Here is a 24,110-nt window from a genome sequence, read left to right on the forward strand (position 1 = left end):
CGCGCCGCCATGCCGATGCCGGGTTCGCCTCACCGGTCGTCGTGTGCATCGTTTCGTTTCGAACCGGTGGCCGCGCCGCGGCCGCCACACTCTCCAAAGGATTGACATCATGGCCGAGATCAGTCGCGGCGCCCTGTTCGGCAAGCTCAACGCGCTCGCCTATCGGGGTATCGAAAGCGCCACCGTGTTCTGCAAGCTGCGCGGCAACCCCTACGTCGAACTCACGCACTGGATTCACCAGCTGCTGCAGTTGCAGGACTCGGACCTGCATCGCATCGTGCGCCATTTCGAGGTCGATCCGGCGCGGCTCGCGCGCGACGTCACCGCCTCGCTGGAGAAGCTGCCGCGCGGCAGCAGCGCGATCTCCGATCTGTCGGCGGAGGTGGAGGAGGCCGTCGAGCGCGGCTGGGTGTTCGCCACGCTGATGTTCGGCGAGACGCAGGTGCGCACCGGCTATCTGCTGGTCGCGATGCTGCGCACGCGGCATCTGCGCCATGCGCTGCACGCGGTGTCGGGCGAGTTCGCGAAGCTGAAGGCCGAGGCGCTCGCCGACGCGTTCGCGCGGATCGTGGCCGGCTCGCCCGAGGACGCGCTCGGCGCGACCGACGGCTTCCGGGCCGACGCCGCCGCCGGGCCGGGCGAGGCGAGCGGCGCGCTGGCGCCGGCGCCGCTCGGGCGCGGGCAGGCCTTGAGGCAGTTCACGGTGGATCTGACCGCGCAGGCGCGCGAGGGCCGCCTCGACCCGATCGTCGGCCGCGACGGCGAGATCCGCCAGGTGGTCGACATCCTGATGCGGCGCCGCCAGAACAATCCGATGCTGGTGGGCGAGGCCGGTGTCGGCAAGACCGCCGTGGTGGAGGGCTTCGCGCTGCGCATCGCGCGCGGCGACGTTCCGCCCGCGCTGCGCGACGTGCAGGTGCGCACGCTCGACATCGGCCTGCTGCAGGCCGGCGCCAGCATGAAGGGCGAGTTCGAGAACCGGCTGCGGCAGGTGATCGACGAGGTGCAGGCCTCGCCGCGGCCCGTGATCCTGTTCATCGACGAGGTCCATACGCTGGTGGGCGCGGGCGGCGCGGCCGGCACCGGCGACGCCGCGAACCTGCTGAAGCCGGCGCTCGCGCGGGGCAGCCTGCGCACCGTCGGCGCGACCACCTGGGCCGAGTACCGCAAGCACATCGAGAAGGATCCGGCGCTGACGCGGCGCTTCCAGACCGTGACCGTGGACGAGCCCGACGAGGCGAAGGCCATCCTGATGCTGCGCGGCGTGGCGGCCGTGATGGAGCGCCACCACCGCGTGCAGATCCTCGACGAGGCGCTGGAGGCCGCGGTGCGGCTCTCGCATCGCTACATCCCGGCGCGGCAGCTGCCCGACAAGGCCGTGAGCCTGCTCGACACGGCCTGCGCGCGCGTGGCGATCAGCCAGCACGCGGTGCCGGCCGAGATCGACGACGCGCGCAAGCGGATCGAGGCGCTCGACACCGAGCGCGCGATCGTCGCGCGCGAGAAGCGCGTGGGCGTGGAGGTGGCGGCGCGCGAGGCGCGCGTGGCCGACGCGCTCGACGCGCAGCATGTCCGGCTCGCCGCGCTCGAAGCGGACTGGGAGCGCGAGAAAGTGCTGATCGAGCGGATCCTGTCGTTGCGCGCGCAACTGCGTGGCGAGGCGGTGGCGGTGGACGTGTCGCCTGACGCCGGGAAGGATGTCGATGTGGCCGCCAATGTCGATGTCGATGTGGATGCGAACGATGCCGCCGGCCACGCCGCGCAACTGGCCGAGCTGCGCGAACTGCAGGCGCGACTGGCCGATTTGCAGGGCGAGCGCCCGCTGATCCTGCCGGGCGTCGATCACCAGGCCGTGGCGGCCGTGGTGGCGGACTGGACCGGCGTGCCCGTCGGGCGCATGGTGCGCAGCGAGCTGCAGACCGTGATGAACCTCGCGAGCCTGATGCGCGCGCGCGTGATCGGCCAGGATCACGCGATGGAGGCGATCGCGAAGCGCATCCAGACCTCGCGCGCCGGCCTCGACAATCCGGACCGCCCGATCGGCGTGTTCCTGCTGGCGGGCACCTCGGGCGTGGGCAAGACCGAGACGGCGCTGGCGCTGGCCGAGGCGCTCTACGGCGGCGAGCACAACCTCATCACGATCAACATGAGCGAGTTCCAGGAGGCGCACACCGTCTCCACGCTGAAGGGCGCGCCGCCCGGCTACGTCGGCTACGGCGAGGGCGGCGTGCTGACCGAGGCGGTGCGGCGCAAGCCGTACTCGGTGGTGCTGCTCGACGAGGTGGAAAAGGCGCACCCGGACGTCCACGAGTTGTTCTTCCAGGTGTTCGACAAGGGCGTGATGGAAGACGGCGAGGGTCGCTCGATCAACTTCCGCAACACGCTGATCCTGCTGACCACCAACGTCGGCACCGACCTGATCGCTGGGCTCTGCCGCGATCCCGAGCTGATGCCCGATGCCGAGGCACTCGCGCAGGCGCTGCGCGCGCCGCTGCTGGACGTGTTTCCGCCCGCGCTGCTGGGCCGGCTGGTCGCGATTCCGTATTTTCCGCTCGATCCGGCGATGCTCGCGCGCATCGTCACGCTGCAGCTGGAGCGGATCCGGCGGCGCGTGGCGGCGCGCTATGGCGTGCCGTTCGACTACGACGAAGCCGTCGTGCAGCGCGTGGTGAGTCGCTGCACCGAGAGCGAATCGGGCGGCCGCATGATCGACGCGATCCTGACCAACACGATGCTGCCCGCCATCAGCCGCGCGTTCCTCACGCGCATGATCGACGGCGGCGAGATCGCGCGCGTGAGCGTCGGCATCGAGGCCGGCGACTTCGCGTATCGCTTCGACGCGCACGACGCGCTTTCCACGGCCGCCGCCGAGGCCGCCGCGCTACCGGCCGGCTGATGCCTCGCGTCGGTCTTTCTTGGTTTTTCCAACGGGCGGCCGGCGCCGCCCGACCGTTCGTTCGCATCAGGAGCAACCCATCATGAAGGCCATTCCCAAGGTGATCCACATCATCTGGATCGGCGGCGACATCCCGCAACGCAACCGCGAGTGCATCACGACCTTCGTGAGGCACAACCCCGACTGGAAGATCCGGCTGTGGATCGACGCGAACCAGCTGCTCACGGGCGAGCGCCGCCGCCAGGTGAAGGCGCAACACGGCGGCAGCGTGAGCAAGGAGGCATGGCAGGCGGTGGCGGAGCGGCTCGGCAGCGGCGGCGACGCGGAAACGATCCGCTACCTCGCGAGCCATTTCGACCAGCGCGGCGAGGCGCTGCAAGGCCTGCGCCTCCGGCAGATCAACTCGATCATGGATTTCTGCCGCGCCAACGGCATCACGCTCAGCGAGGTGCAGCGCGACCTGAAGACGGGCAAGAACGCGGCGATCTACCGGCAGGAACTCGTCAATCGCGGCGCCAACTTCGGCTCGGCCAGCGACATCCTGCGCATCGAGATTCTGCTCCAGTACGGCGGCATCTACGTGGATACCGACGTCGATTGCGTCTCGGCGCTCGGCGAGCTGATCTGCCATCAGTCGTATCCGCGCTTCTCGGCCGTCAGCGCGCTGTGGGCCAACGGCGTCACCGAGCAGGACTGGAACAGCGACGCGTGGTGGAAGCAGCGCTTCAACGGCCAGATGGCGCCGAAGATCAGCAACTCGATCATCGCCTGCCACGCCGGCAGCAAGGGGCTCAAGGCCTATCGCAAGCTGATCGCCGGCAACTTCACGAAGCTCAGGCGCGACGACGAGATGCGCGGCGCCTACTTCGACAGCATCCGCAGCAGCACGATCCAGATGACGGGGCCGACCGCCGCCGCCGACAGCACCGGCTTCAACCGCGCGCGCGAGGCCGCGAAGCACGACGGCGACGAGTTCAGCGACCAGCGCAAGCTCGACCTGCGCGATCACTGGTATTTCCCGATGCATCACGTGCGCGATCGCTATTTCCACGACTGGCTCTGATGCGCGGTTCGGCGGCTCGCGCGTGGCCCCGATTCTTTTCACGCGCGACGACGGAATAGATCGCGGTGCCCGTGCGTTTTGACTGGCGAAGGGCGCGTTTTTCGCGCCGGAAACATGGTCTTTCGCCACGCAACGAGGTTCCGCGATCACGTCATGGCTCACGCAATCACGCTCAGTTCCAAGCTCGGCAGCAGCCTGCTGTTTTCGAACCTGACCGCCGGCGAGGCGCTCGGGCGGCTGTTCACGTACCGGCTCGAAGCGATCAGCCGCAACGCCGCGGTCGAACTGCGCGCGCTGCTGGCCACGCCGATGACGGTCAGGCTGGTGAGCCCGCAGGGCGATACGCGCTACTTCAACGGCATCGTGCGCGACGCCGAGCAGCGCGGCTTCGTCAACATCGACGGGGTGCGCTACGCCGTCTACGCGTTCACGCTGGTGCCGAAGCCGTGGCTCGCCACGCGGCGCCGCGACTGCCGCATCTATCGCGGCATGACGGTGCCGCAGATCGTGCAGTCGGTGCTCGGCGAGATCGGCTACGGCGACGTGAAGCCGAGCCTGAGCGGCAGCTATCCCGCGCGCGAGTATTGCGTGCAGTATCGCGAGAGCGACTTCGATTTCATCAGTCGGCTGATGGAGCAGGAAGGCATCTACTACTTCTTCACGCACGCCGACGGCACGCACACCATGGTGCTGGCCGACGCGCTCGGCGCGCACGCGAGCGTGCCCGGCTTCGAGCAGATTCCCTACGCGCCGCCCACCGAGCGCGGCAAGCGCATGAAGGCCTCGATCAGCGACTGGCACACCGCGCGCACCGTCAACACCACGCGCGTGCAACTCGACGACTACGACTACCTGAAGCCGAAGGCCTCGCTGGTGGCCACCGAGGCGTTGACCGACCAGGACGACGCGCCGGGCGTGGACGGCCTGGACGGCTACGACTGGTCCTACGACACGGTCGGCTACGACCAGAAGCTCGCCGACGGCCAGCGCTACGCGCAGGTGCGCGCCGACGCGCTGAACGTGCCGCTCGCCGCGAGCCACGGCCACACCGACGCCTACGGGCTCGCCACCGGCGCGCTGTTCCGGCTCAAGGATTTCCCGCTCGCCGAGGCGAACCAGGAATACCTCGTGATCGAGACCGAGACGCGCCTCGTCGAGCCCGACTACGCCACGGGCGGCGGCAGCGACGACGACGCGGAGCCGCCGTTCCACTGCGCGTTCCGCGCGATCCGCGCGCGCCAGCCGTTCCGCGCCATGCCGGTCACGCCGCGGCCGCGCATCGCCGGCCTGCAGACGGCCGTGGTGGCCGGCGACACGCCCGAGGACATCGCCGTCGACAAATATGGACGCGTGCAGCTGACGTTCTTCTGGAGCCGCCCCGGCAAGCCGCACGCCGCCAACTCGTGCCCGGTGCGCGTCGCGCAGATGTGGGCCGGCAAGCGCTGGGGCGCGCAGTTCATCCCGCGCGTGGGGCAGGAGGTGGTGGTGAGCTTCCTCGACGGCAATCCCGACCGCCCGCTCGTGATCGGCAGCGTCTACAACGCCGACAACATGCCGCCCTACAGCCTGCCCGACAACCGGACCCGGAGCGGCGTGAAGAGCCGCAGCCACCAGGGCGGCGGCAGCGAGGACTACAACGAGCTGCGCTTCGAGGACCGCAAGGGCGCCGAGCAGGTGCTGATCCACGCGCAGAAGGATCTGCGCGAGGAGTCCGAGCACGACCACGACGTGCAGGTGGGCCGCAACTACACGCTTACCGCCGGCAACCAGATCCGGCTCGTGACGGGGCTCGCCAGCATCACGATGAACCGCAGCGGCGAGATCGCGATCGAGGGCACCAACCTGACGATCAACGGCAACCTGAACGTGACGCTGAGTTCGGGCCTCGCGATGGAGATCAACTCGAAGGCGAACCTGAACGTCAGTTCGATCGCGGCGATGGAGATCCTGTCCGAAGCGGACTGCCTGGTGCAGTCCACCAACCTGCAACTGATCGGTACGGCCACCGCGGTGCTCGGCGGCGCGGCGCCGATGATCCTGTGAGCGCGCTGCTCGACGCCGCGCGCCAGATGCGGCTTGGCGCGCCCGCGATGGCACGGCTGCAGCCCGCGATGACGCCGCACGCGGCCGTCTCGGCGCTGCTCGACGCGGGCCTCGCGGCCGACGCGCTGAGCCTGCTCGCGCGGCTGCTGCCGCATCGCTACGCGGTGGCCTGGGTGTGCCAGTGCGCGAGCCGCGACCCGCACGATGCGGCCGATCAGGTCGAGACGCTCGCCGGACCCGACCGCGCCGGCCTCGCGCTGGCCGAGGCCTGGGTGCGCGAGCCCGACGAGGCGCGCCGCGAGGCCGCCGCCGCGTTCGCGAGCGCGCACCGCTATCGCGGCATCGGCGCGTGGGCCGCCGCCGCGGCCGGCTGGAGCGGCGGCCACCTGAACCCGCGCCACGAACGGCCCACGCCGCCGCCCGCGCATCTGAGCGCGCTGGCGGCGATGGCGGCCCTCAACTATCTGGCGGCGCGCGCGCCGCAGCGGTTCGACGCGCGGCGGGCGGCGTTCGTGCGCGACGCGCTCGGCCTGCTCGGCATTCCCAACGGTGGTGACGGAGGACTTCGATGAACAGCGGACCCAGCCTGATCCTGGCCGTGCAGGGCGAGCGCGCCGAACGGCTCGGCAGCCGGCGCGAGCGCGTGTTCGATTGCCGCGACGGCAGCATCGGCCGCGCCGACGACTGCGACTGGGTGCTCGGCGCCGAGGGCGTGTCGCGCCTGCACGCGCTGGTGCGCTACCTGAACGGGCTGTATTTCGTCGAGGACCGCAGCACCAACGGCATGCTGCTGAACGGCGCGCCGCTGCGCAAGGGCGACCCCGCCGCGCTGCGGCATGGCGATCGGCTGCAGATCGACACGTTCGAGATCGACGTGCGGCTCGGCGGCGAGACGAGCGGGCGCCGGGACGACACGGCCGGGCGCGGGCGCGGCGAGGCCGGCGCGGCTGCGGACGATCTTGCCGCCGCCCCTCGCGAGGCGGGCGGCGCGGCCTCGTTGCCTTCCATCGGCGAGAACCGCGATCCGCTCGATCTCGGCCCGCTGCTGGCGTCGCCGGGCGATCGCGCCGGCGACGCGGGGCGCCCGGACGGCCTGATCCCCGGCGCGCGCGACGCGGCCGTGCCGGGCGCGAGCCTCGATCCGCTCGCGCTGTTCGATGCGCCGTCGTCTTGTTTCGACGAGACGCCGGCCGCCGCGCCCGCGCAGCCGGGCTGGAACCACACGCCGGCCGAGGCCGACCGGTTCCGCCCGCCGCGTGTCGAGGCCGCGCGCCCCGGCGCGCCGCTCCTGCCCGAGGATTGGGACGCGACGGGCAGCCGGGTGGTGCCGCGCGAAGCCGGGGCGCGTGCCGACGGCGTGCCGTTGGTACCGACTCCCGTGAGGCGGGGCGAGGGCCGCGAAAGCGATGCGTCGCGTCACGAGGCGGGGGCCGCTACGGGCTCGCCGTCACCGGCGACGCACGCCGCATCCGCCACCGACGCGCACGTCGCGCAGGCGTTGCCGTCCCCGTCTCGATGGACTGACTGGTTGCCCGAGCCCGGGTCGGCGCCCGACGTCGCGCACGACATCGCCGCGAGCGAGGCGGCGGCAGCGGCGTCGCCGACGCCGGCGCCGGCACCGCAGCGCCCCGACCCGCACATCGAGCCCGCCACGCGCCCCGTGTCGTCCGTCGAGCCCGCCCCGACCTCGCGCCGCGACGCATCGCCGGCATCGGTCGCCGCGTCGTTGCCCGCGGAACCGCCCGAGGCACCGCCCCGATCCGCCGCGCCGCCGGCACCCTCGACGCCCGCCGCCGAGCTGCCCGCGCTGTTCGAGATCGCCGTCGACGCGATGATGGACGTGCTGCGCGCGCGCGCCGAGCTGAAGAACAGCTTCCGCCTGCCCGCCACGCTGATCCAGCGCAGCGAGAACAACCCGCTCAAGTTCGCGCCCACCGCGCAGGAGGCCGTGCGGCGCCTGCTCGCGCCGCCCGACAACGGCTTCCTGGCCGGCCACGCCGCGCTCGTCGACGCGGCCGACGACATCCGCCATCACCAGATGGCGATGCTGGCCGGCGTGCGCTCGGCGTTCGATTCGCTGCTCGCGCAATTCGATCCGGCCCGCATCGAGCAGGACGCCGAAGGCGGCGCGCGGCGTCTGCCGCTCGGCGGGCGGCCGCGTCACTGGGAGCGTTACAGGGAGCAGTTCGAGGCGCTGACGAGAAACCGCGACGAATGTTTCCGGCGGCTGTTCGGCGACGCGTTCGCGCGCGCCTACGAGGAACAGCTCGCGCGCCTGAAGCCGCGCCGCTGAGCATGCGCGGCGCACCGATCCGCACGACCCCGCGCGCCGCCATGGCTGCCCGCGCAGCCGCGGCGCGACGCATCACGAACCCTTGATCGACCTGACGACATGACCCAAAGCAACAAAGTCATCTGGAGCGAAGGCCTGTTTCTGCGGCCGCAGCACATGCAGCAGCAGGAGCGCTATTTCGAGCGCTACGTGGAGCTGCGCGCCGGCGCGCTGAGCCCGCATGCCTGGGGCTTCCAGTCGCTCGAACTCGAAAGCGACCTGCTCGCGATCGGCAAGCTCGGCATCAAGCGCGCGCGCGGCGTGTTCCCCGACGGCACGCCGTTCGCGATGCCCGGCGACGATCCGCTGCCGCCCCCGCTCGACATCGAGCCGAACTGGCGCGATCAGGTGATCCACCTGACGCTGCCGCTGCGCTCGCCCACCCGGCCCGACAGCGCCTGGGCCGATGCCGGCAAGCCCGGCGACGATGCGCTGCATCGCTTCCAGGTGCGCGAGACCGAGGTACGCGACGCCTCGGGCAGCACGGAAGGGCTGACCGCGCTCGAGGTGGCCGGCATGTGTACGCGCCTCGTGCCCGATGCGCAGCCCGCCGAGGGCTTGATGCGGATTCCGCTCGCGCGCGTGATCGAGTGCCGCGCCGACCGCCGGGTGGTGCTCGACGAGGGCTTCATGCCGAGCGCGCAGGCCGTCGAGGCGGCCGACCGGCTCGTGATGTTCCTCTCCGAGCTGCTCGGCCTGCTGCACCAGCGCGGCGAGGCGCTGGCCGCGCGCGTGGCCGAGACCGATCGCGGCGGCGCGGCCGAGATCGCCGATTTCCTGATGCTGCAGGTGATCAACCGCTGCCAGCCGCTCGTCGCGCATCTGGCCGCCGCGCCGCTGCTGCATCCGGAGGCGCTGTACCGCGTGCTGGTGGGGCTGGCTGGCGAACTCGCCACCTTCACGGCGCCGGGCAAGCGCGCGCCCGCGTTTGCGCCGTACCGGCACGAGCAGCTGCGCGAGAGCTTCGAGCCCGTGATCGCCGCGCTGCGCGTCGCGCTGAGCGCGGTGCTGGAGCAGAGCGCCGTGCCGATCCCGCTGCAGCAGCGCAAGTACGGCGTGTGGGTGGGCGTGGTGCCGGACCCGACGCTGCTCGACACCGCCACCTTCGTGCTGGCCGCGAAGGCCGACATGAAGGCCGAGGACATGCGCCGGCAGCTGCCCGCGCAGTCGAAGATCGGCCCGGTCGAGAAGATCCGCGATCTCGTCAACCTGCAGCTGCCCGGCATCGGCGTGTCGCCGATGGCGGTCGCGCCGCGCCAGCTGCCCTACACCTCGGGCTTCCTCTATTTCGAATGCGACCGCAACTCGTCGATGTGGCGGATGCTGAAGACCTCGGGCGGCATCGCGATGCATTTCGGCAGCGGCTTCGCGGGCCTCGACCTGCAATTCTGGGCGGTGCGCGCATGAACGACGAGCGCCGCCAACCCGACCGCGCGCTGCGCATCGACGCCACCGTGCTGCGCCCGCAAGGCAGCGCCGGCGCCGACGACGCGACGCGCATCATGGCGCCGCGCGCGCCCTCGGCCGACGCCGCGGGGAGATTCGACGCCGCCGCGTCCCGCGCCGCTGGCCCGACCCCCGCGCGCACGGCGCCGCGCGCCGAGCTTGCCGATTTCATGACCGGCGTGGCCAACCCGCTGGTGCGCGCGGCCAACCCGCTGCTGCAGCTGACGGTGCAGCTTCGCCACAGCGTCGCGCCGCCGGCCGACGTCGCGCGGCTGCGCGAGCAGGCCGTGGCGCAGGTCCACGGCTTCGAGCGCCACGCGCAGGGCGCCGGCATCAACACGCAGACCGTCATGGCCGCGCGCTACGTGCTCTGCACGCTGCTCGACGAGGCCGTCAACAACGCGCCGTGGGGCGATGCGAGCGGCTGGGCGCAGCAGACGCTGCTCGTCACGTTCCATGGCGAGACCTACGGCGGCGCGAAGTTCTTCCAGATCCTCGATCGCCTCGGCGTGGATTTCTCGCGCCATCTCGACCTGATCGAGCTGATGTACATCTGCCTCGCGCTCGGCTTCGGCGGCCGCTATCTGGTCGAGCCGGGCGGTCTGGGCCGGCTCGCCGACATCCAGGACGACCTGTACCGCCGGATTCGCGGCCTGCGCGAGGCGCCGGCGGCCGAGCTCGCGCCGCACTGGCGCGGCGTGGAGGACCGCCGCAATCCGGTGATGCGCCACGTGCCGCCGTGGGTCGCGCTGGCGGCCTCGGCCGTGATCCTGCTGGCCAGCTTCCTCTACTTTTTCACGAAGCTGAACGGCCTGGCCGAGCCGGTCAGCGCGCAGCTGGCCGCGATCGGCCTCGAACATGCGCCGCCGCCGCAGGGCGACGCCGCGCCGGCGCCGGCCGGCCCCGACCTGAAGGCGCTGCTCGCGCCGCTCGAACAGGCCGGCGCGCTGAGCGTGGACGAGCAGCCCGACGGCCGCGCCACGGTGCGCCTCGCCGCCGGCCTGCTGTTTCCGTCGGGCGGCGCCGAGATCGCGCCGGCCGAGGCGCCGCTGCTGCGCCAGGTGGCCGCCGCGCTGAACCGCGTGAAGGGCCGCGTGATCGTGGTGGGCCATACCGACGACCAGCCGATCCGCTCGCTGACGTTCAAGGACAACTTCGAACTGTCCACGGCACGCGCGCGCAACACGCTCGCGATCCTCGCGCAGGGGCTCGACGATCCGAGGCGGCTGGAGGCGAACGGCGCCGGCGCCTCGCAGCCGCTCGCCACGCCGGCGAACCTGCCCGAGAACCGCGCGCGCAACCGGCGCGTGGAAATCCTCTATCTCCCGGAGCACTGAACCCATGAACAGCCTGAAGACCTGGGCGCGCTCCCGGTGGTTCGCGGTGGCGCTCGGCCTCGCGCTGATCGCCGTGCTGATCTGGCTCGGCGGCCCCTACCTCGGCATCGGCGATCACCAGCCGCTCGCCGGCGCCGCCGCGCGGCTCGCGCTGATCCTCGCGATCGTGCTGGCGTGGCTGGCGGTCGAGCAGCTGCTGCAATGGCGTGCGCGCCAAAAGACGGCGCGGCTGTCCGGCGAGCTGGCCGGGCAGGAGGCGCGGCTCGCGGCCGGCGAGCCCGGCGACGCCGAACGCGCGCAGCTGCGGCAGCGCTTTCGCGAGGCGATCGACACGCTGCGCCGCACGCGCCGCAACGGCCGCAACCTCTACGCGCTGCCGTGGTACGTGGTGATCGGGCCGCCCGGCTCGGGCAAGAGCACGCTGCTGCAGAACTCGGGGCTCGACTTCCCGCTGTCCGAGCGCTTCGGCAGCCAGGCGCTGCGCGGCATCGGCGGCACGCGCGACTGCGACTGGTGGTTCACCGACGAGGCCGTGTTCCTCGACACGGCCGGCCGCTACACCACCCAGGATTCCGACGCGGCGGCCGACGCGTCGGCGTGGCAGGCGTTCCTCGCGCTGCTGCGCCGCTACCGCCGGCGCCGGCCGCTGAACGGCGTGATCGTGACGATCAGCGTGTCGGACCTGCTCGGCTTCGACGACGCGCAGCGCCAGCAGCACATCCGCGCCGTGCGGCGGCGCCTCGACGAGCTGACGCAGCACCTGAAGGTGGCCGTGCCGGTCTACCTGATGTTCACGAAATGCGATCTGGTGGCCGGCTTCGGCGAGTTCTTCGACGATCTCGGCCCCGAGCTGCGCGCGCAGGTGTGGGGCACCACGTTCCCGCTCGCGGCCAGCCTCGACGGCAGCGCCTGCGGCCGCTTCGCCGGCGAGTACGACCTGCTGCTGGAGCGGCTCGGCACGCGCCTGATCGAGCGGCTGCACGCCGAGCGCGATCGCGGCCGGCGCGCGGCGGTGCTGGGCTTCCCGCAGCAGCTCGGCGCGTTTCGCGAGATCGCGCGGCAGTTCGTGGAGGGCACCTTCGGGCGCAACGAATACGGCACGCCGCCGCTGCTGCGCGGCGCCTACCTGACCTCGGGCACCCAGGAGGGCGCGCCGATCGACCGGATGCTGAGCGCCGTGGCGCGCACCTTCGGCGTGGACGCGGCGCGCGTGCAGCCGGGCAACACGCAGCGGCGCACCTACTTCGTCGAGCGGCTGCTCAAGGACGTGCTGTTCCGCGAATCGGGGCTGGCCGGCACCGATCCGCGGCTCGAACGGCGCAAGCGGCTGCTGCAGATCGGCGCCTATGCGGGCATCGCGCTGTTCACGGTGCTGATGGTGGCCGGCTTCGCGACCAGCTACGCGCGCAACCGCGCCTACGTGGCCGAGGTGCAGGCGACGCTGACGGATCTGCCCGGCGCCGAAACGCTCGCCGGCGTACCCGACATCCGCACGTATTTCGCGCGCGCGCTGGCGCGGCTCGAGGTGATCGCCGGCACGCTCGACTCGGCCGGCCGCTATCGCGATCACGTGCCGCTGCCGATGCGCTTCGGCCTGTTCCAGGGCCGCGCGCTGACGGCACGGGCGCACGACGCCTACCTGCGCGAACTCGACGGCACGCTGCTGCCCGGCGTGGGCGCGCGGTTCCGCGACGGGCTCGGCGCCAGCGCGAACGATCCGCAGGCGCTCTACGACTACCTGAAGGGCTATCTGATGCTGGGCCTGCCGCAGCATCTGGACGCGAGCGAACTGGCCGCGCTGGCGCGCCTCGAATGGCAGCGCCTGTTTCCCGACGATCCGGCGATCCGCGCCGCGCTCGACCGGCACTTCTCGGCGCGCCTGCGCGATACGCCCGCGCCGCGCGCGCTCACGCTCGACGGTGCACTGATCGACCAGGCGCGCGCCACGCTGAAGACGGCCGATCTCGCCACGCTGATCTACGGCAGCGTGAAGCTCGACGCCGATCGCTCGGGCGTCTCGCCGCTGCGCCTCGACGCGGCGCTCGGGCTGCTCGGCGACGTGTTCCGCCGCCGCAGCGGCACGCCGCTCGCGCAGCCGCTGCCGGTGCTGTTCACGCGGCCGGTTTTCGCCTACGAGGCCACGGGCGGCCTCGACCGCGCGGTGGACGGCTTCGTCAGGGACTACTGGGTGTTCGACACCGGCCGCGTCGATCCGCTCGCGCGCTCGCGCTACGCGCAGCAGGTGCTGGCGCTCTACGAGCAGGACTACATCCGCAACTGGGACGCGCTGCTGTCCGACCTGCAGCTGCAGCCGGTGGCGAACCTGCGCGACGCGAGCACGGTGGCCGCGAAGCTGTCCGGGCCGAGTTCGCCGCTCAAGGCGCTGCTGAATCTCGTGCGCGACAACACCAGCGACCTGCTGCGCGGCCAGAACGGCGCGGCGGCATCGGGCGCGGTGGCCGATGCCGACCCGGCCGCTCAGCAGGCGAAGACGGTCGGCGAGAACCTGGCCGCGCGGCGCGCGCTGAACACGAAGCTCGCCGGCGAACTGCGCACCGCCGGCGCGCCGCTGCCCTACGGCGTGACGCTGGCCGGCCGCAACGCGAACGCATCGGAGGGCGCCGCGCCTGGCGCCGCGATCGAGCAGCACTTCGCGGCGATCGACGCGCTGAGCGTCGGCACGCCCGGCGCCACGCCGCTCGATCACACGATCGGCGTGCTCGACCAGCTCGGCAAGACGCTCCTGACGATGAACGACCTGAGCGACCCCGCCGCGCAGAACAATCCCGCGCTGCTGTCGGCGCGGCAGGAGGCGCAGCAGCTGCCGCCGCAGGTGGCGGGGCTGATCTCGGGCCTGACCGGCAAGAGCGCCGACCTGGTGGCGAGCGGCGGCAGCGCCGCGCTGGCCGAGCAGTTCCGCGCGGCGGCCGGCAACGACTGCGCGAACTTCGTCGATGGCCGCTATCCGTTCGCGGCGGGCGGCGCGTCGGACATCCCGCTGCAGAACTTCGCCGAGCTGTTCGGCGGCGGCGGGCGCTTCGACGGCTTCTTCAAGAGCACGCTGGCCGCGCGTGTCGATACCGGCGCGAGCAGCTGGCGCTGGAAGCCGGACCTGCCGTCCGGGCCGGCCGGCGTGCTGGCCGGCGCGCAGCTCGCCGACCGGATCCGGCAGGACTATTTCGGCGACGCCGCGCAGCCGCACGTCGGCTTCACGCTGCTCGCGCCGCAGTTCGACACGGCGGTCGCGCGCGTGGTGGTGGAGGTGGACGGGCAGAAGTACGAGTTCGCCGCGAACGGCGCGAGCGCCGCGTCGAGCGCGATGACGTGGCCCGGGCCGCAGCCGGGGCACGTGGTGATCAGCGCGTTCGACGGCGCGAATCATCCGCTCGGCACGCCCTACAGGTTCGACGGCGACTGGGCGCTGTTCCATGCGCTCGACGCGGGGCGGCTGCAGAAGCAGGGCGAGCTGCGCTTCGTGGCGAGCTTCGATTTCGGCGGTCACGCGGTGAAGCTGCCGATCCAGCCGGCCAGCCTGCGCAATCCGTTCGCCGACGACGCCGTGCGGCGCTTCAGGTGCCCGCGATGAGCGGCGGCGTGGGTTTCCACGGCAAGCTGCCGGGCGCCGGCGATTTCGTGAAGCGGCGGCTGCCGGCCGATTTCATCGAGGGCTGGGATCGGCATTTCCAGCGCGCGATGGAGACCGGCCGGCGCGAGCTGGGCGAGCGCTGGGCGCAGGCGTGGCGCGACGGGCCGGCCTGGCGCTTCGTGCTGCCGCCGCAGGTGTGCGGCCGCGGCGCCTGGTGCGGGCTGGTGGGGCCGGCGCTCGACCGGCTCGGCCGCGCGTTCCCGATGGTGCTCGCCGCGCCCTGCACCGGCGACGTCGCGCGGATCCTCGGCAACGCGGCGTGGTTCGACGCGCTCGAGCGCGTCTATCGCGGCGCGCAGGCCGACGCGGCCAGCGTCGAGACGTTCGACGCGCGCGTGGCCGCGCTGCCGCCGCCGCTGGCGGGCGGGGCCGATCTGTCGGCGCGCTGGCGCGCGCTGCCCTGGGATGAAGGGCAATGGCGGCTCGACATGCCGGGCGCGGCGGCCGCCGGCGTGATGCTGGTCGAGGCGTGGCGGCAGCTTTGCCTGCGGCCCGGGCCGTGGTGCCTGTGGTGGACGGCTGGTGCGACGCGCCTGCTCGCGACGCGCGGGCTGCCGCGCAGCCATGCGGCGTTGCTGGAGCCGGCGGGGCTGGCTGGTGCCGCTCGGGATGGTGATCTCGCCGACCTGTTCGCGGGCGGTGATTCACGTGCGTCGGCTTCGGTCGATGTCCAGGCGGATACGATTCGCGCGGATGGGATCGGTGGCGAGGCGGGCGCTAGCGGTATGGCGGCGAGGGTTGCGAACGGCGGTCGGCTCGCGGATGTCGTCGCGCATGCCTCGGCCCCGGTCGATGCCGCGGCGGCCACGATTCGCGCCGATTGGCTCGATGGCGAGGCGAGCGCTGGCGGCACGGCGAAGGCGGTTGCGAGTGGCGGCCGGATCGAGACGAATATGGATTCGCGTTTGTCGGCCCTGGTCGATGCCATGGCGGCCACGATTCGCGCCGGTTGGCTCGGCGGCGAAGCGGGCGCTGACGACATGGCGAAAGAGGTTGCGAACGGCGATCGGCCCGCGAGCATCGTTGCGCATGCCTCGGCCCCGGTCGATGCCGCGGCGGCCACGATTCGCGCCGATTGGCTCGATGGCGAGGCGAACGCTGGCGGCACGGCGAAGGCGGTTGCGAACGGCGCCCTGTTCACCGATATCGATCCGCATGCGTCGAAGCCGGCCCCGACCGCCACCGAAGCGGCCACGATTCACGCCGATTGGCTCGACGACGAAGCGGGCATCGACGGCACGGCCACGGATGCCGGCAACGGCGGCCCGCCCGCCGGTCGCCTGCACGCCGCGTTGCCGTCATCGGCATCGAGCCTGGGCGAACACCGCCCGCATTCGACCGCGATGCCCGCGTCCGCCGATCCACGTGCCCCGGCCGTCCACGACGAATCAGCCTGCGCGCTGTGGCTCGACCACGGCCGCACGCTGGTACTGAGCGCCGACGACGACGCGTTCGACACAACGTCAGCCCCCGCCGCGACCCGCATCGCCGCGCGCGCGATCCGCGCGACCGCCGCCGCGCACGCGACCGATCCCGCCGGCCTGCCCGGCGCGCTGCTCACGCTGCACGCCCGGCTGCGCGCCACCGCCCGCGCTACCACGCCGCCCGAAAACGGCGCGGCCCTGGTCGCCCGTTTCAGCGGCGCTTCCGTCCACCTCCTGCGCTTCGGCGCAGCCGCCGTCTGGCACTGGCGGCGCGGCGTGCTGCAAGCACCGTTCGTCGAGCGCACGGCCGGCGCCGGCGGCGAATTCGACGATCTGCTGTTCGGCGACGCATGGCTCGCGATGCCCGGCATCGGCTCGGCCGGCGAGCCCGACCGAGACGCGGCCACGCTTCACCTCGAAGCCGGCGACCGCGTGCTGCTGCTCGCCACGCGCGCGCTGCTGGGCCTGCCGCGCGAGTGCCTCGCCGATGCGCTCGCGCTGCCGACCTGCGACGACGCCAGCGCCCACCTTGCGCGGCGTGCCGGCCTCGCCGCGCCATCCGCCCACTGGCCGCTCGCGGTCCTCGGAGTCCATGCATGAACACGCGCTGCCGCTCCGCCGGCCACACCGAGACGGGCAAGGTGCGCCGTCGCAACGAAGACGCGATCCTGGTGCGCGACGACCTCGGCCTGTGGGCCGTGGCCGACGGGCTCGGCGGCCACGCGGCCGGCGATGTCGCCAGCGCGCTGATCGTCGAGCGGCTCGGCGCGCTGACGCGCGATGGCGACGTCCACGCGTTCGCCGTCGCGATCGAGGAATGCCTGCAGCAGGTGAACACCGAGCTGCGCGACGCCGCGCGCGCCCGGCAGGTGGACGTGATCGGCTCGACCGTCGCGCTGGTGGTCCACGATCCGGCCTTCGTGCTGTGCGGCTGGGTGGGCGACAGCCGCGTCTACGTCCACGAGGAAGGGCGCCTCGCGCAGCTCACGCGCGACCACGTCCACGGCCAGCCCGTCGACGTCACGCACTACGGCTTCAACGGCACGCCGCCGCCGGCGCCCGGTGCGGGCGTGCTGACGCGCGCGGTGGGCGTGGAGGACGCGCTGTTCCTCGACTGGGCCGTGGCCGGCAGCCGGCCCGGCGTGCAGTTCCTGCTCTGCTCGGACGGCATCAACAAGGAACTGAGCGATGCCGAGCTGGCCGACGCGTTCCGGCGGCAGCCGGCCGAACCCCGGCAGCTGGTGGACCACCTGTTCGAACTGTCGCTCGCGCGCCGTGCGCGCGACAACCTCTCGGCCGTGATCGTGCGGCTCGAGGCTCCCTGAGCGCTTCCCGATGAATGATCCCCACGCACTTCCGAACGCGGGCCGCCTGCGCTGGCGGCGGCTCCTGGCCGGCGTCGAGCGCCGCCTCGCCGACCGTCTCGCACGCGGTTCCGCACGGCGCCCCTCGCGCGGCCCGCAACCGGCCCGCCGCGGCCCGCCGAGCCCGGCCGCCGCCACGACGAGCCGCACCGCGCACGCGGCGACCGCCCACGGCGACCTGACGCTCGTGCAGGTCGGGCGGCCCGGCGTGAACGACGCCACGGCGCGGTCCGCCGCGCACACCGCATCGGCCGACGACGACGCCACCGTGGTGGTGCGCCCGCTCGCGCGCATCGGGGGAGGCGGCACGCGGTCCGACAGCCTGAGCCGCGAGAGCTGGCGGCGCATCGCCAGCGCCCAGGGCGGCGACCACGCCACGGTCGGCACGCTGCTCAAGGGCCGCTTCCTGCTCGAACGCGAGCTGGGGCGCGGCGGCATGGGCGTGGTCTACCTCGCGCGCGACGAGCGCAAGGTGGAGGCGCGCGACCGCGATCCGTACCTGGCCGTGAAGGTGCTCAACGACGAGTTCCGGCGCCACCCGGATTCGCTGATCGCGTTGCAGCGCGAGGCGCGGCGCGCGCAGAAGCTGGCCGACGACCATATCGTCCACGTCTACGATTTCGACAAGGACGGCACGATCGTCTTCATGACGATGGAGTACATCGACGGCACCGACCTGCGCACGCTGATTCGCGAGCGTCCGTCGGGGATGCCGCTGCGCGAGGCGTGGCCGCTCATCGACGGGATGGCGCGCGCGTTGCAGCGCGCGCACGCGAGCGGCATCGTGCATTCCGACTTCAAGCCCGGCAACGTGATGGTCACGCGCGACGGCGTGCCGAAGGTGTTCGACTTCGGCATCGCGCGCGCCGGCAACGCGCGCGCCGGCGCGGCCGGCGAGCAGACCGTGTTCGACGCCGGCACGCTCGGCGCGCTGACGCCGGCCTACGCGAGCCTGGAGATGATCCAGGGCGCCGATCCGGCGGTGCGCGACGACGTCTACGCGCTCGGCTGCGTGATCTTCGAGCTGCTGACCGGCCATCATCCGTTCGAGCGCCACAGCGCCGAGGTGGCGCTGGCGAGCGGCGCGCTGCCGCCGGCCGTGCCGGGGCTGCCGCGCCGCCAGTACCGCGCGCTCTGCGAGGCGGTGGCGTTTCGCGGCGAGCATCGGCTGCAGACTATCGGCGCGCTGGTCGAGGGGCTGCGCCCGCGCCGCCGCGGCGAGCGGCTCGCGCCGTATTTCGCCGGCCTGCTGGTCGCGGCCGTGGTGGCGGCCGGCGGCTTCGCGCTGCACGGCCACCACCGCCAGCGCGAGCTCGACCTCGCCATCGCGCGCTTCGCCGACGGCGACGCGCACCGCTATGCCAACGAGGTCCAGGCGCAGGCCGCGCTCGACGCGCTCGGCAGCGACGCGCGCGAACGGCTGGTGCTGGCGCGCAGCGACGTGATATTGCATTTCCTTTCGCAGCGGCTCGACGCGTACTGGAGCCCGCCGCTCGGCCGCTTCGACTACGCGGCCGTGCAGCGCGTGTTCGCGATGCGCGAGCGGCTCAAGCTGTTCTCGCCCGCGTTCGACGCGCGCCGCCAGCAGATCGAGGACGAGCGCACCGACATGCTCGCGCGGCTCGGCGGCGCGCTCGACGAAGCGGTCGATCGCGACGCGCTGTTCGAGGATTTGCCCGGCAGCGCGGCCGACGTCCTGCAGCGGATCCGTCTGCTCGATCCCGGCAGCGCGCTGCTGCGCGGCACGCGGCTCGAACTGAAGTACGACGCGGCGATCGGCCAGTCGATCGATCTCGGCAAGTACGACGAGGCGCGCGCGCGGATCGCGCTCGGCCTGCAGCTGTTTCCCGAGTCGGCGCGGCTGCGGCGGCGCCGCGACCAGCTCGCGGCCGAGATCGCCTCGGCCGCCGCGCGGCCGGCCCGGCCGGCCAGCGCGATGAGCGCCGCCGACGCGCGCCGCGCGCTGACCGTGCTGGCCGCCAGCCCCTCCACCAGCAAGCCCTGGCTCGACGGCGTGGCGAGCGCGATGGCCGCGCTGCAGGGCGACGACGCGCCCGAGACCGGCAAGGCCGTCGAGACGCTGGCCGACGGCATCGTCGCGGCGGCCGCGCAGGTCGGCGATCCGGGGCTCGCGCACCAGTACCTCGATCTGGTGGAGGTCGGCCTGCGCTACGCGCCGCACTCGCCGGGGCTCGCCGAGCAGCGCGACCGGATGCTGATGCTGTTGCAGCAGCAGCGGATCGACCAGCAGATCGCGAGCGACGATCCGGCCGCGCAGGTCGAGGCGCTGCGCCTGGCCGCCTCGGCCGGCGACGGGCCGCGCGCGCTCGCGGCACTGAACCGGCTGCGCGCGTTGCAGCCCGGCAGCGCGGTGCTGACCGGCGCGGGGCCGCAGTTCGTGGCCACCGCCTACCTCGGCGACGCGCGCGCGCTGGCGCGGCGCGGCAAGCTGGCCGAGGCGGCGAGCCTCGTCTCGCAGGGCGCCGACGCGGTGCAGGGCGACGCGCGCCTCGGCGCCGCCGCGCAGCGCTACCTCGTGGCGGCGGCGATCCTGGCGGCGCGCGGCCGGCCGATCGCCGATCCCGACTTCCAGGACCTGCGCGCGCGCTACTCGGCGGCGCAGTCCGCCGATCCGGCCGGCATGCAGCAGCTCGAACGCGATCTCGGCGCGAGCACGCCGCTGCCGCCGGGCGGCCTTGGTGCCGTGCTGGATCAGTTGCGCGCGACGGCCGGAGCTGCGTCCGGGGCCGATGCGGGCAACGGCGCGGACGGCAGCGACGGCACGGACGGCACCGCCGGCGGTGAGCCTCGCGTGGTGGGTAGCGGCGGATGAGCGACGCAATCCGGCAACGCATGAACCGAAACGCAAGAACCAACCACGAGCACGCCGCGCCAGGGCGGGCTTGCGCCGTCGCGACGGCGCGCGCGGCCGATGACGAGGGAACGGCAATGAGCTTACGCGAGCAGCAGGCCAACGACGCATTGCGCGGGCTTGACGAGATGCACCGATCGGGCCGGCTCGATCGCGATGCCTACCGGCGGCGCCGCCGCGCGCTGCTCGAAGCGCTTGGCGACACGTCGGGCGTGACGGAGCGCGATACGGTACGGCGTGGTCTGCACGGGGCCGGGACCGAACGCCACCGCGACGGCGATGGCATGGATGGCATGCAGGCGGCACGGGCCGTGCGCGACGACGTGGGCGGCGGGGGCGCGCGCCTGATGACCTGCCTTTGCGTATTGCTCGGCATGGCGGCGGGGGCCGCCGCCGTCTGCTGGTTCATGATGATGAGCTGAGCCGAACGCGCTCCCCTCGGCCGGCCGCGATCGGCGTCAGTCCGTTTCCGGCCGGGACAGCGTCCGCGACTCCGGCGGACCGCCCGGCGCGATCTCCTTCAGCACTCCCACGCAGCCGGCCCGAGACCGACGTCAGTCGGCGTCCGGCCCCGACAGCGTCTGCAGCTCCGACAGGCCGCCCGGCGCGATGTCCTTCAGCACCTCCATGAAACTCTTGCCGACCAGACGCCGCGCGCGCTTGAGCAGGATCGGCAGCGGGCTGGACGGCTCGACTCGTTGGTAGTAGTCGCAGATTTCGTCGAGGCGGCGAATCACGTCGTCGTGGCCGGCGATCCGGCCGGGCGCCGGTTGCGGCGCGGCGTCGGCCGCGGCCGCGGCTTGCGGGCCGGCGCCGGCGTCGTCATCGGCCGCCGTTGCCGCCGCGCGTTCCGGAAAGCGCCGGGCCACCTGCGCGTCCACGAATTTACGCAGCTCGGCGAGATCGGCCAGCAGATGCGCGAAGTCGGGGCTCGAGGTGCCGAGCCGTTCGCGCAGCAGCGCGGCCAGCGCCTGCGCGTGCGTCTGCGCCTCGGCCAGCTGCGCGGCCGCGTCGGGCAGCTGCGGCTCGGCGCAGTCGAGGCAGCAGGCGTCGAGATCGACGAGGGTGGGCGGCGGCGCGCCGTCGGCCGACGGCGCGGCCTGGATCGCGCCGGTCGCCACGCGCAGGTCGCGCAGCGAGAAGCGGCCCAGGCGCGGCGATTGCACGAACGGCACCAGCCGGAAGTAGCCGAGCACGCTTTGCGGATCGCCGAGCGGCATCAGCGCGTTGGCGCGCGCGGTCGGATCGTTGTCGTCGTCGGCGTCGAGCCGCGGATGAACCTCGTCCCAATAGCGTTCGAGCAGTCCGCGCGCGAGGCCGAGGCCCGCGGCCCAGCCGGCCAGCCCCAGCCGGCGCGTGTAGGCCGCCGTCAGGTAGATCGCCACGCGCAGGTCCTTGGTGCGCGCGAACAGCGCCTCGGCGGCGGCTGCCACCTTGTCCCAGTCGGGCTCCTGCGCGGCCTTCAGGCTGTCGCCCATCGCGCGCTCGGGCGTCGGCATCGCGAGGCGTTCGAGTTCGGTGAAGGCGGCGTCGTATTCGAGGTTCGGGCCGGTCGGCGCCGTGTCGTCGATCGGGGCGAGCAGCAGGGTCGGGTCGGATGGCAGCATGTTGGCGGGTGCGTGGGGCGATCGGGCGGGACATCCTGGAGAACGCCCGGCGCGGCGGAAATATTCCGCGACGCCGTGTGAAGCGGCGCGGCGTTCGCGCTTCATGCTCGCGAACCGCGCGCGAACACGCGTTCCGCGACGCGAAGCGGGACCCGGCGCGAAGCGCCATCCGCTTGCCTCCGCCGCCGCCCGCCGGCACCGCCGCCGAATCGTTTAGGTAGCCATAAACAGCGCACGCGACCCATCGGCGTGCGTACCCGTTCGCGAGGCCTCGCCGGTTTCCCTGACAGCCGCGTCAGGTAAGCCGGGGCGCCAGGTGTTACGCAACGTATCGGCGCTTGCGGGCGATGCGAAAACTGCCTATGTTGGCGGCGTTCGCCGTTTCGTTTTTTGCGGCAGCAAACGTTTTTCGGACGTTGTACAATCCGCGAGCTCGTTCAACCTGCCGGCAACGGCCAGTTTTCCCCGGTGTGCCAGCCGGCGATCCTGCTTTCAGCCAGTCAACCATGTCAACAGCGGATGTCGAGAGTCTGCCCAATCTGCTGCCGGGCATGCTGCCACGGCTCTGGGCGTTCTCCCTGCGCCTGTGCGGGAACCAGCACGACGCCGAGGACGTGCTGCAGCGCGCCTGCGTGCGAGGCCTCGAACGTGCCCATCAATTGCGGCCCGGCACCTCGCCGCTGAGTTGGATGTTCTCGATCGTCCATTCCACCTGGATCAACGAATTGCGCGCGCGCAACGTGCGCAGCCGTTCGAGCATGGATTGGGACGACAACTTCCTCGAAACCGTGCCCGATCCGGGCGCGCGCAATCCCGAGGAAACCGTGATGAACGGCGAGGTGATCGCCGCCGTCGAGCGCCTGCCCGAGGCGCAGCGCATCGTGATGCTGCTGGTGGCCGTCGAGGGGCTCAGCTACGCCGAGGCGGCCGACGTGCTCGAGGTGCCGATCGGCACCGTGATGAGCCGGCTCTCGCGCGCACGCCAGACCATCGGCGCGCAGTTCGGCCAGCGCGACGCGGGCACCGCGCGCGCCGCTCCCACCCAGCGAGCCGCGCGATGACGATCGACGACGCCAGCCTGTTGGCCTATGTGGACGACGAACTGCCGCCCGAGGACCGTGCGCGGATCGAGACCACGATCGGCGCCTCGGCGGAACTCGCCTCGCGTGTGGCGCTGCTGCGCGCCTCGCGGCTGCCGTATGGCGAGGCCTTCGCGAGGCAGGCGCTGCCGCCCGTGCCCGAATCGCTCGCGCGCAGCGTCGACGAGCTGATCCGCCGCCATCGCGCCGGCATGCCGCTGCAGGCCATGCCCGATGAAGAGGAATCCGAAGCGCCCGACGCCCGGTCCGATGTACCGCTCGGCCACAACGTGCATCGGCTCAGGCCGCGCGCGCGCCGGCTGTTGCCGGCCGTGTCGTGGCCGAAGCTGGCCGTGGCGTTCGTGGCCGGCGCGTTCTGCTGCGGGCTCGCATTGCAGTTCGCGCCGCGGCTGTCGGGCGGCGGCTTTCTGGCCGCCTCGAACGATGCCGGCATGACGCCGTGGATCAAGGCCGCGGCCGGCTACCAGCAGCTCTATTCGCGCGACACCATCGCCGCGCTGCAGCCCGACATGGGCGCGACGGCCACCACCGTGGCCGACATCCATCAGGTCGACGATCTCGCGCTGCAGATTCCCGACCTGCGCAGCCAGGGGCTCACGTTCAAGCGCGTGCAGCGGCTGCGCTTCCACGACAAGCCGCTGGTGCAGATCGTCTACCTGCCCGAGAAGGGCAAGCCGGTCGCCCTCTGCGTGCTGAAGGAAGCGAAGGCCGACGCGGCGCCGGCCGGCCATCGCGTCGACGGCATGTCGGTGGTGGCGTGGCGGCGCGGGCAGCTCGGCTACGCGCTGATCGGCGAGCCCGGCGACGTCGATCTCGACGCGCTCGGCAAGCAGCTCTACAACGGCCAGGTGCCCACCACGATCGGCGCGGCCGACACCACCGGCGGGCATGGCCGTCGAGCCTGACCGGCGGGGCGGCGGCGCGATGCGGGGCGGCGGGACGCGGACCACGGTGTTGACGACGCGGTGCGCGGCACCACC

Annotated in this window: 15 protein-coding genes; 14 read left to right on the forward strand and 1 reads right to left on the reverse strand. The window is 72.7% G+C overall.

What is annotated here, in order from left to right:
- The first annotated feature begins 109 nt into the window (after positions 1-109).
- The 12 genes from tssH (at position 110) to bpln_RS19445 (ending at position 20,845) form a co-directional block, all read left to right on the forward strand.
- Complete coding sequence (tssH, locus tag bpln_RS19390) at positions 110-2,896, forward strand: type VI secretion system ATPase TssH (protein ID WP_055139717.1); 2,787 nt, start codon at positions 110-112, stop codon at positions 2,894-2,896.
- A gap of 82 nt (positions 2,897-2,978) precedes the next feature.
- Positions 2,979-3,959: a TcdA/TcdB catalytic glycosyltransferase domain-containing protein gene (locus tag bpln_RS19395; protein ID WP_055139718.1), complete on the forward strand. Its 981-nt coding sequence runs from the start codon at positions 2,979-2,981 to the stop codon at positions 3,957-3,959.
- A gap of 153 nt (positions 3,960-4,112) precedes the next feature.
- Positions 4,113-6,002: a type VI secretion system tip protein TssI/VgrG gene (tssI, locus tag bpln_RS19400; protein WP_042627037.1), complete on the forward strand. Its 1,890-nt coding sequence runs from the start codon at positions 4,113-4,115 to the stop codon at positions 6,000-6,002.
- Complete coding sequence (locus bpln_RS19405; protein ID WP_208459483.1) at positions 5,999-6,574, forward strand: DUF6931 family protein; 576 nt, start codon at positions 5,999-6,001, stop codon at positions 6,572-6,574. The genes tssI and bpln_RS19405 overlap by 4 nt, the downstream gene beginning before the upstream one ends.
- Positions 6,571-8,295 (forward strand): type VI secretion system-associated FHA domain protein TagH, encoded by a 1,725-nt coding sequence (gene tagH, locus bpln_RS19410; protein WP_055139719.1) that lies wholly within the window; start codon positions 6,571-6,573, stop codon positions 8,293-8,295. The genes bpln_RS19405 and tagH overlap by 4 nt, the downstream gene beginning before the upstream one ends.
- A gap of 99 nt (positions 8,296-8,394) precedes the next feature.
- On the forward strand, positions 8,395-9,741 hold the full coding sequence (gene tssK / locus bpln_RS19415; protein ID WP_055139720.1) for a type VI secretion system baseplate subunit TssK: 1,347 nt from the start codon (positions 8,395-8,397) through the stop codon (positions 9,739-9,741).
- Positions 9,738-11,117, forward strand: a complete 1,380-nt coding sequence (icmH, locus tag bpln_RS19420; RefSeq protein WP_042627040.1) for a type IVB secretion system protein IcmH/DotU — start codon at positions 9,738-9,740, stop codon at positions 11,115-11,117. Before tssK ends, icmH begins: the two co-directional genes overlap by 4 nt.
- A 4-nt stretch (positions 11,118-11,121) precedes the next feature.
- Entirely contained in the window at positions 11,122-14,703 is a 3,582-nt protein-coding gene (gene tssM / locus bpln_RS19425) for a type VI secretion system membrane subunit TssM (protein ID WP_055139721.1), read from the forward strand.
- Positions 14,700-16,787 (forward strand): type VI secretion system-associated protein TagF, encoded by a 2,088-nt coding sequence (gene tagF, locus bpln_RS37860; RefSeq protein ID WP_082465510.1) that lies wholly within the window; start codon positions 14,700-14,702, stop codon positions 16,785-16,787. The genes tssM and tagF overlap by 4 nt, the downstream gene beginning before the upstream one ends.
- Positions 16,784-17,512: a PP2C family protein-serine/threonine phosphatase gene (locus tag bpln_RS19435; protein ID WP_042627042.1), complete on the forward strand. Its 729-nt coding sequence runs from the start codon at positions 16,784-16,786 to the stop codon at positions 17,510-17,512. Before tagF ends, bpln_RS19435 begins: the two co-directional genes overlap by 4 nt.
- 10 nt (positions 17,513-17,522) lie before the next feature.
- Positions 17,523-20,384 (forward strand): serine/threonine-protein kinase, encoded by a 2,862-nt coding sequence (locus bpln_RS19440; protein ID WP_055139722.1) that lies wholly within the window; start codon positions 17,523-17,525, stop codon positions 20,382-20,384.
- Positions 20,381-20,845, forward strand: coding sequence for a hypothetical protein (locus bpln_RS19445; protein ID WP_148654093.1), 465 nt, complete (start codon positions 20,381-20,383; stop codon positions 20,843-20,845). Before bpln_RS19440 ends, bpln_RS19445 begins: the two co-directional genes overlap by 4 nt.
- 132 nt (positions 20,846-20,977) lie before the next feature.
- On the opposite strand, the gene tssA is transcribed toward bpln_RS19445, so the two are convergent.
- Positions 20,978-22,030: a type VI secretion system protein TssA gene (gene tssA, locus bpln_RS19450; protein WP_055139724.1), complete on the reverse strand. Its 1,053-nt coding sequence runs from the start codon at positions 22,028-22,030 to the stop codon at positions 20,978-20,980.
- Positions 22,031-22,536: 506 nt separating this feature from the next.
- On the opposite strand from tssA, the gene bpln_RS19455 reads away from it, so the two are divergent.
- Complete coding sequence (locus bpln_RS19455; RefSeq protein WP_055139725.1) at positions 22,537-23,091, forward strand: RNA polymerase sigma factor; 555 nt, start codon at positions 22,537-22,539, stop codon at positions 23,089-23,091.
- Positions 23,088-24,035 carry an anti-sigma factor gene (locus bpln_RS19460; RefSeq protein WP_042627046.1) on the forward strand — a complete coding sequence of 316 codons (948 nt, stop codon included), beginning with the start codon at positions 23,088-23,090 and terminating at the stop codon, positions 24,033-24,035. Before bpln_RS19455 ends, bpln_RS19460 begins: the two co-directional genes overlap by 4 nt.
- The last annotated feature ends 75 nt before the right edge of the window (positions 24,036-24,110 follow it).

Origin of the sequence: Burkholderia plantarii, from assembly GCF_001411805.1 — a bacterium.
GTDB classification, from domain to species: Bacteria; Pseudomonadota; Gammaproteobacteria; order Burkholderiales; family Burkholderiaceae; genus Burkholderia; species Burkholderia plantarii.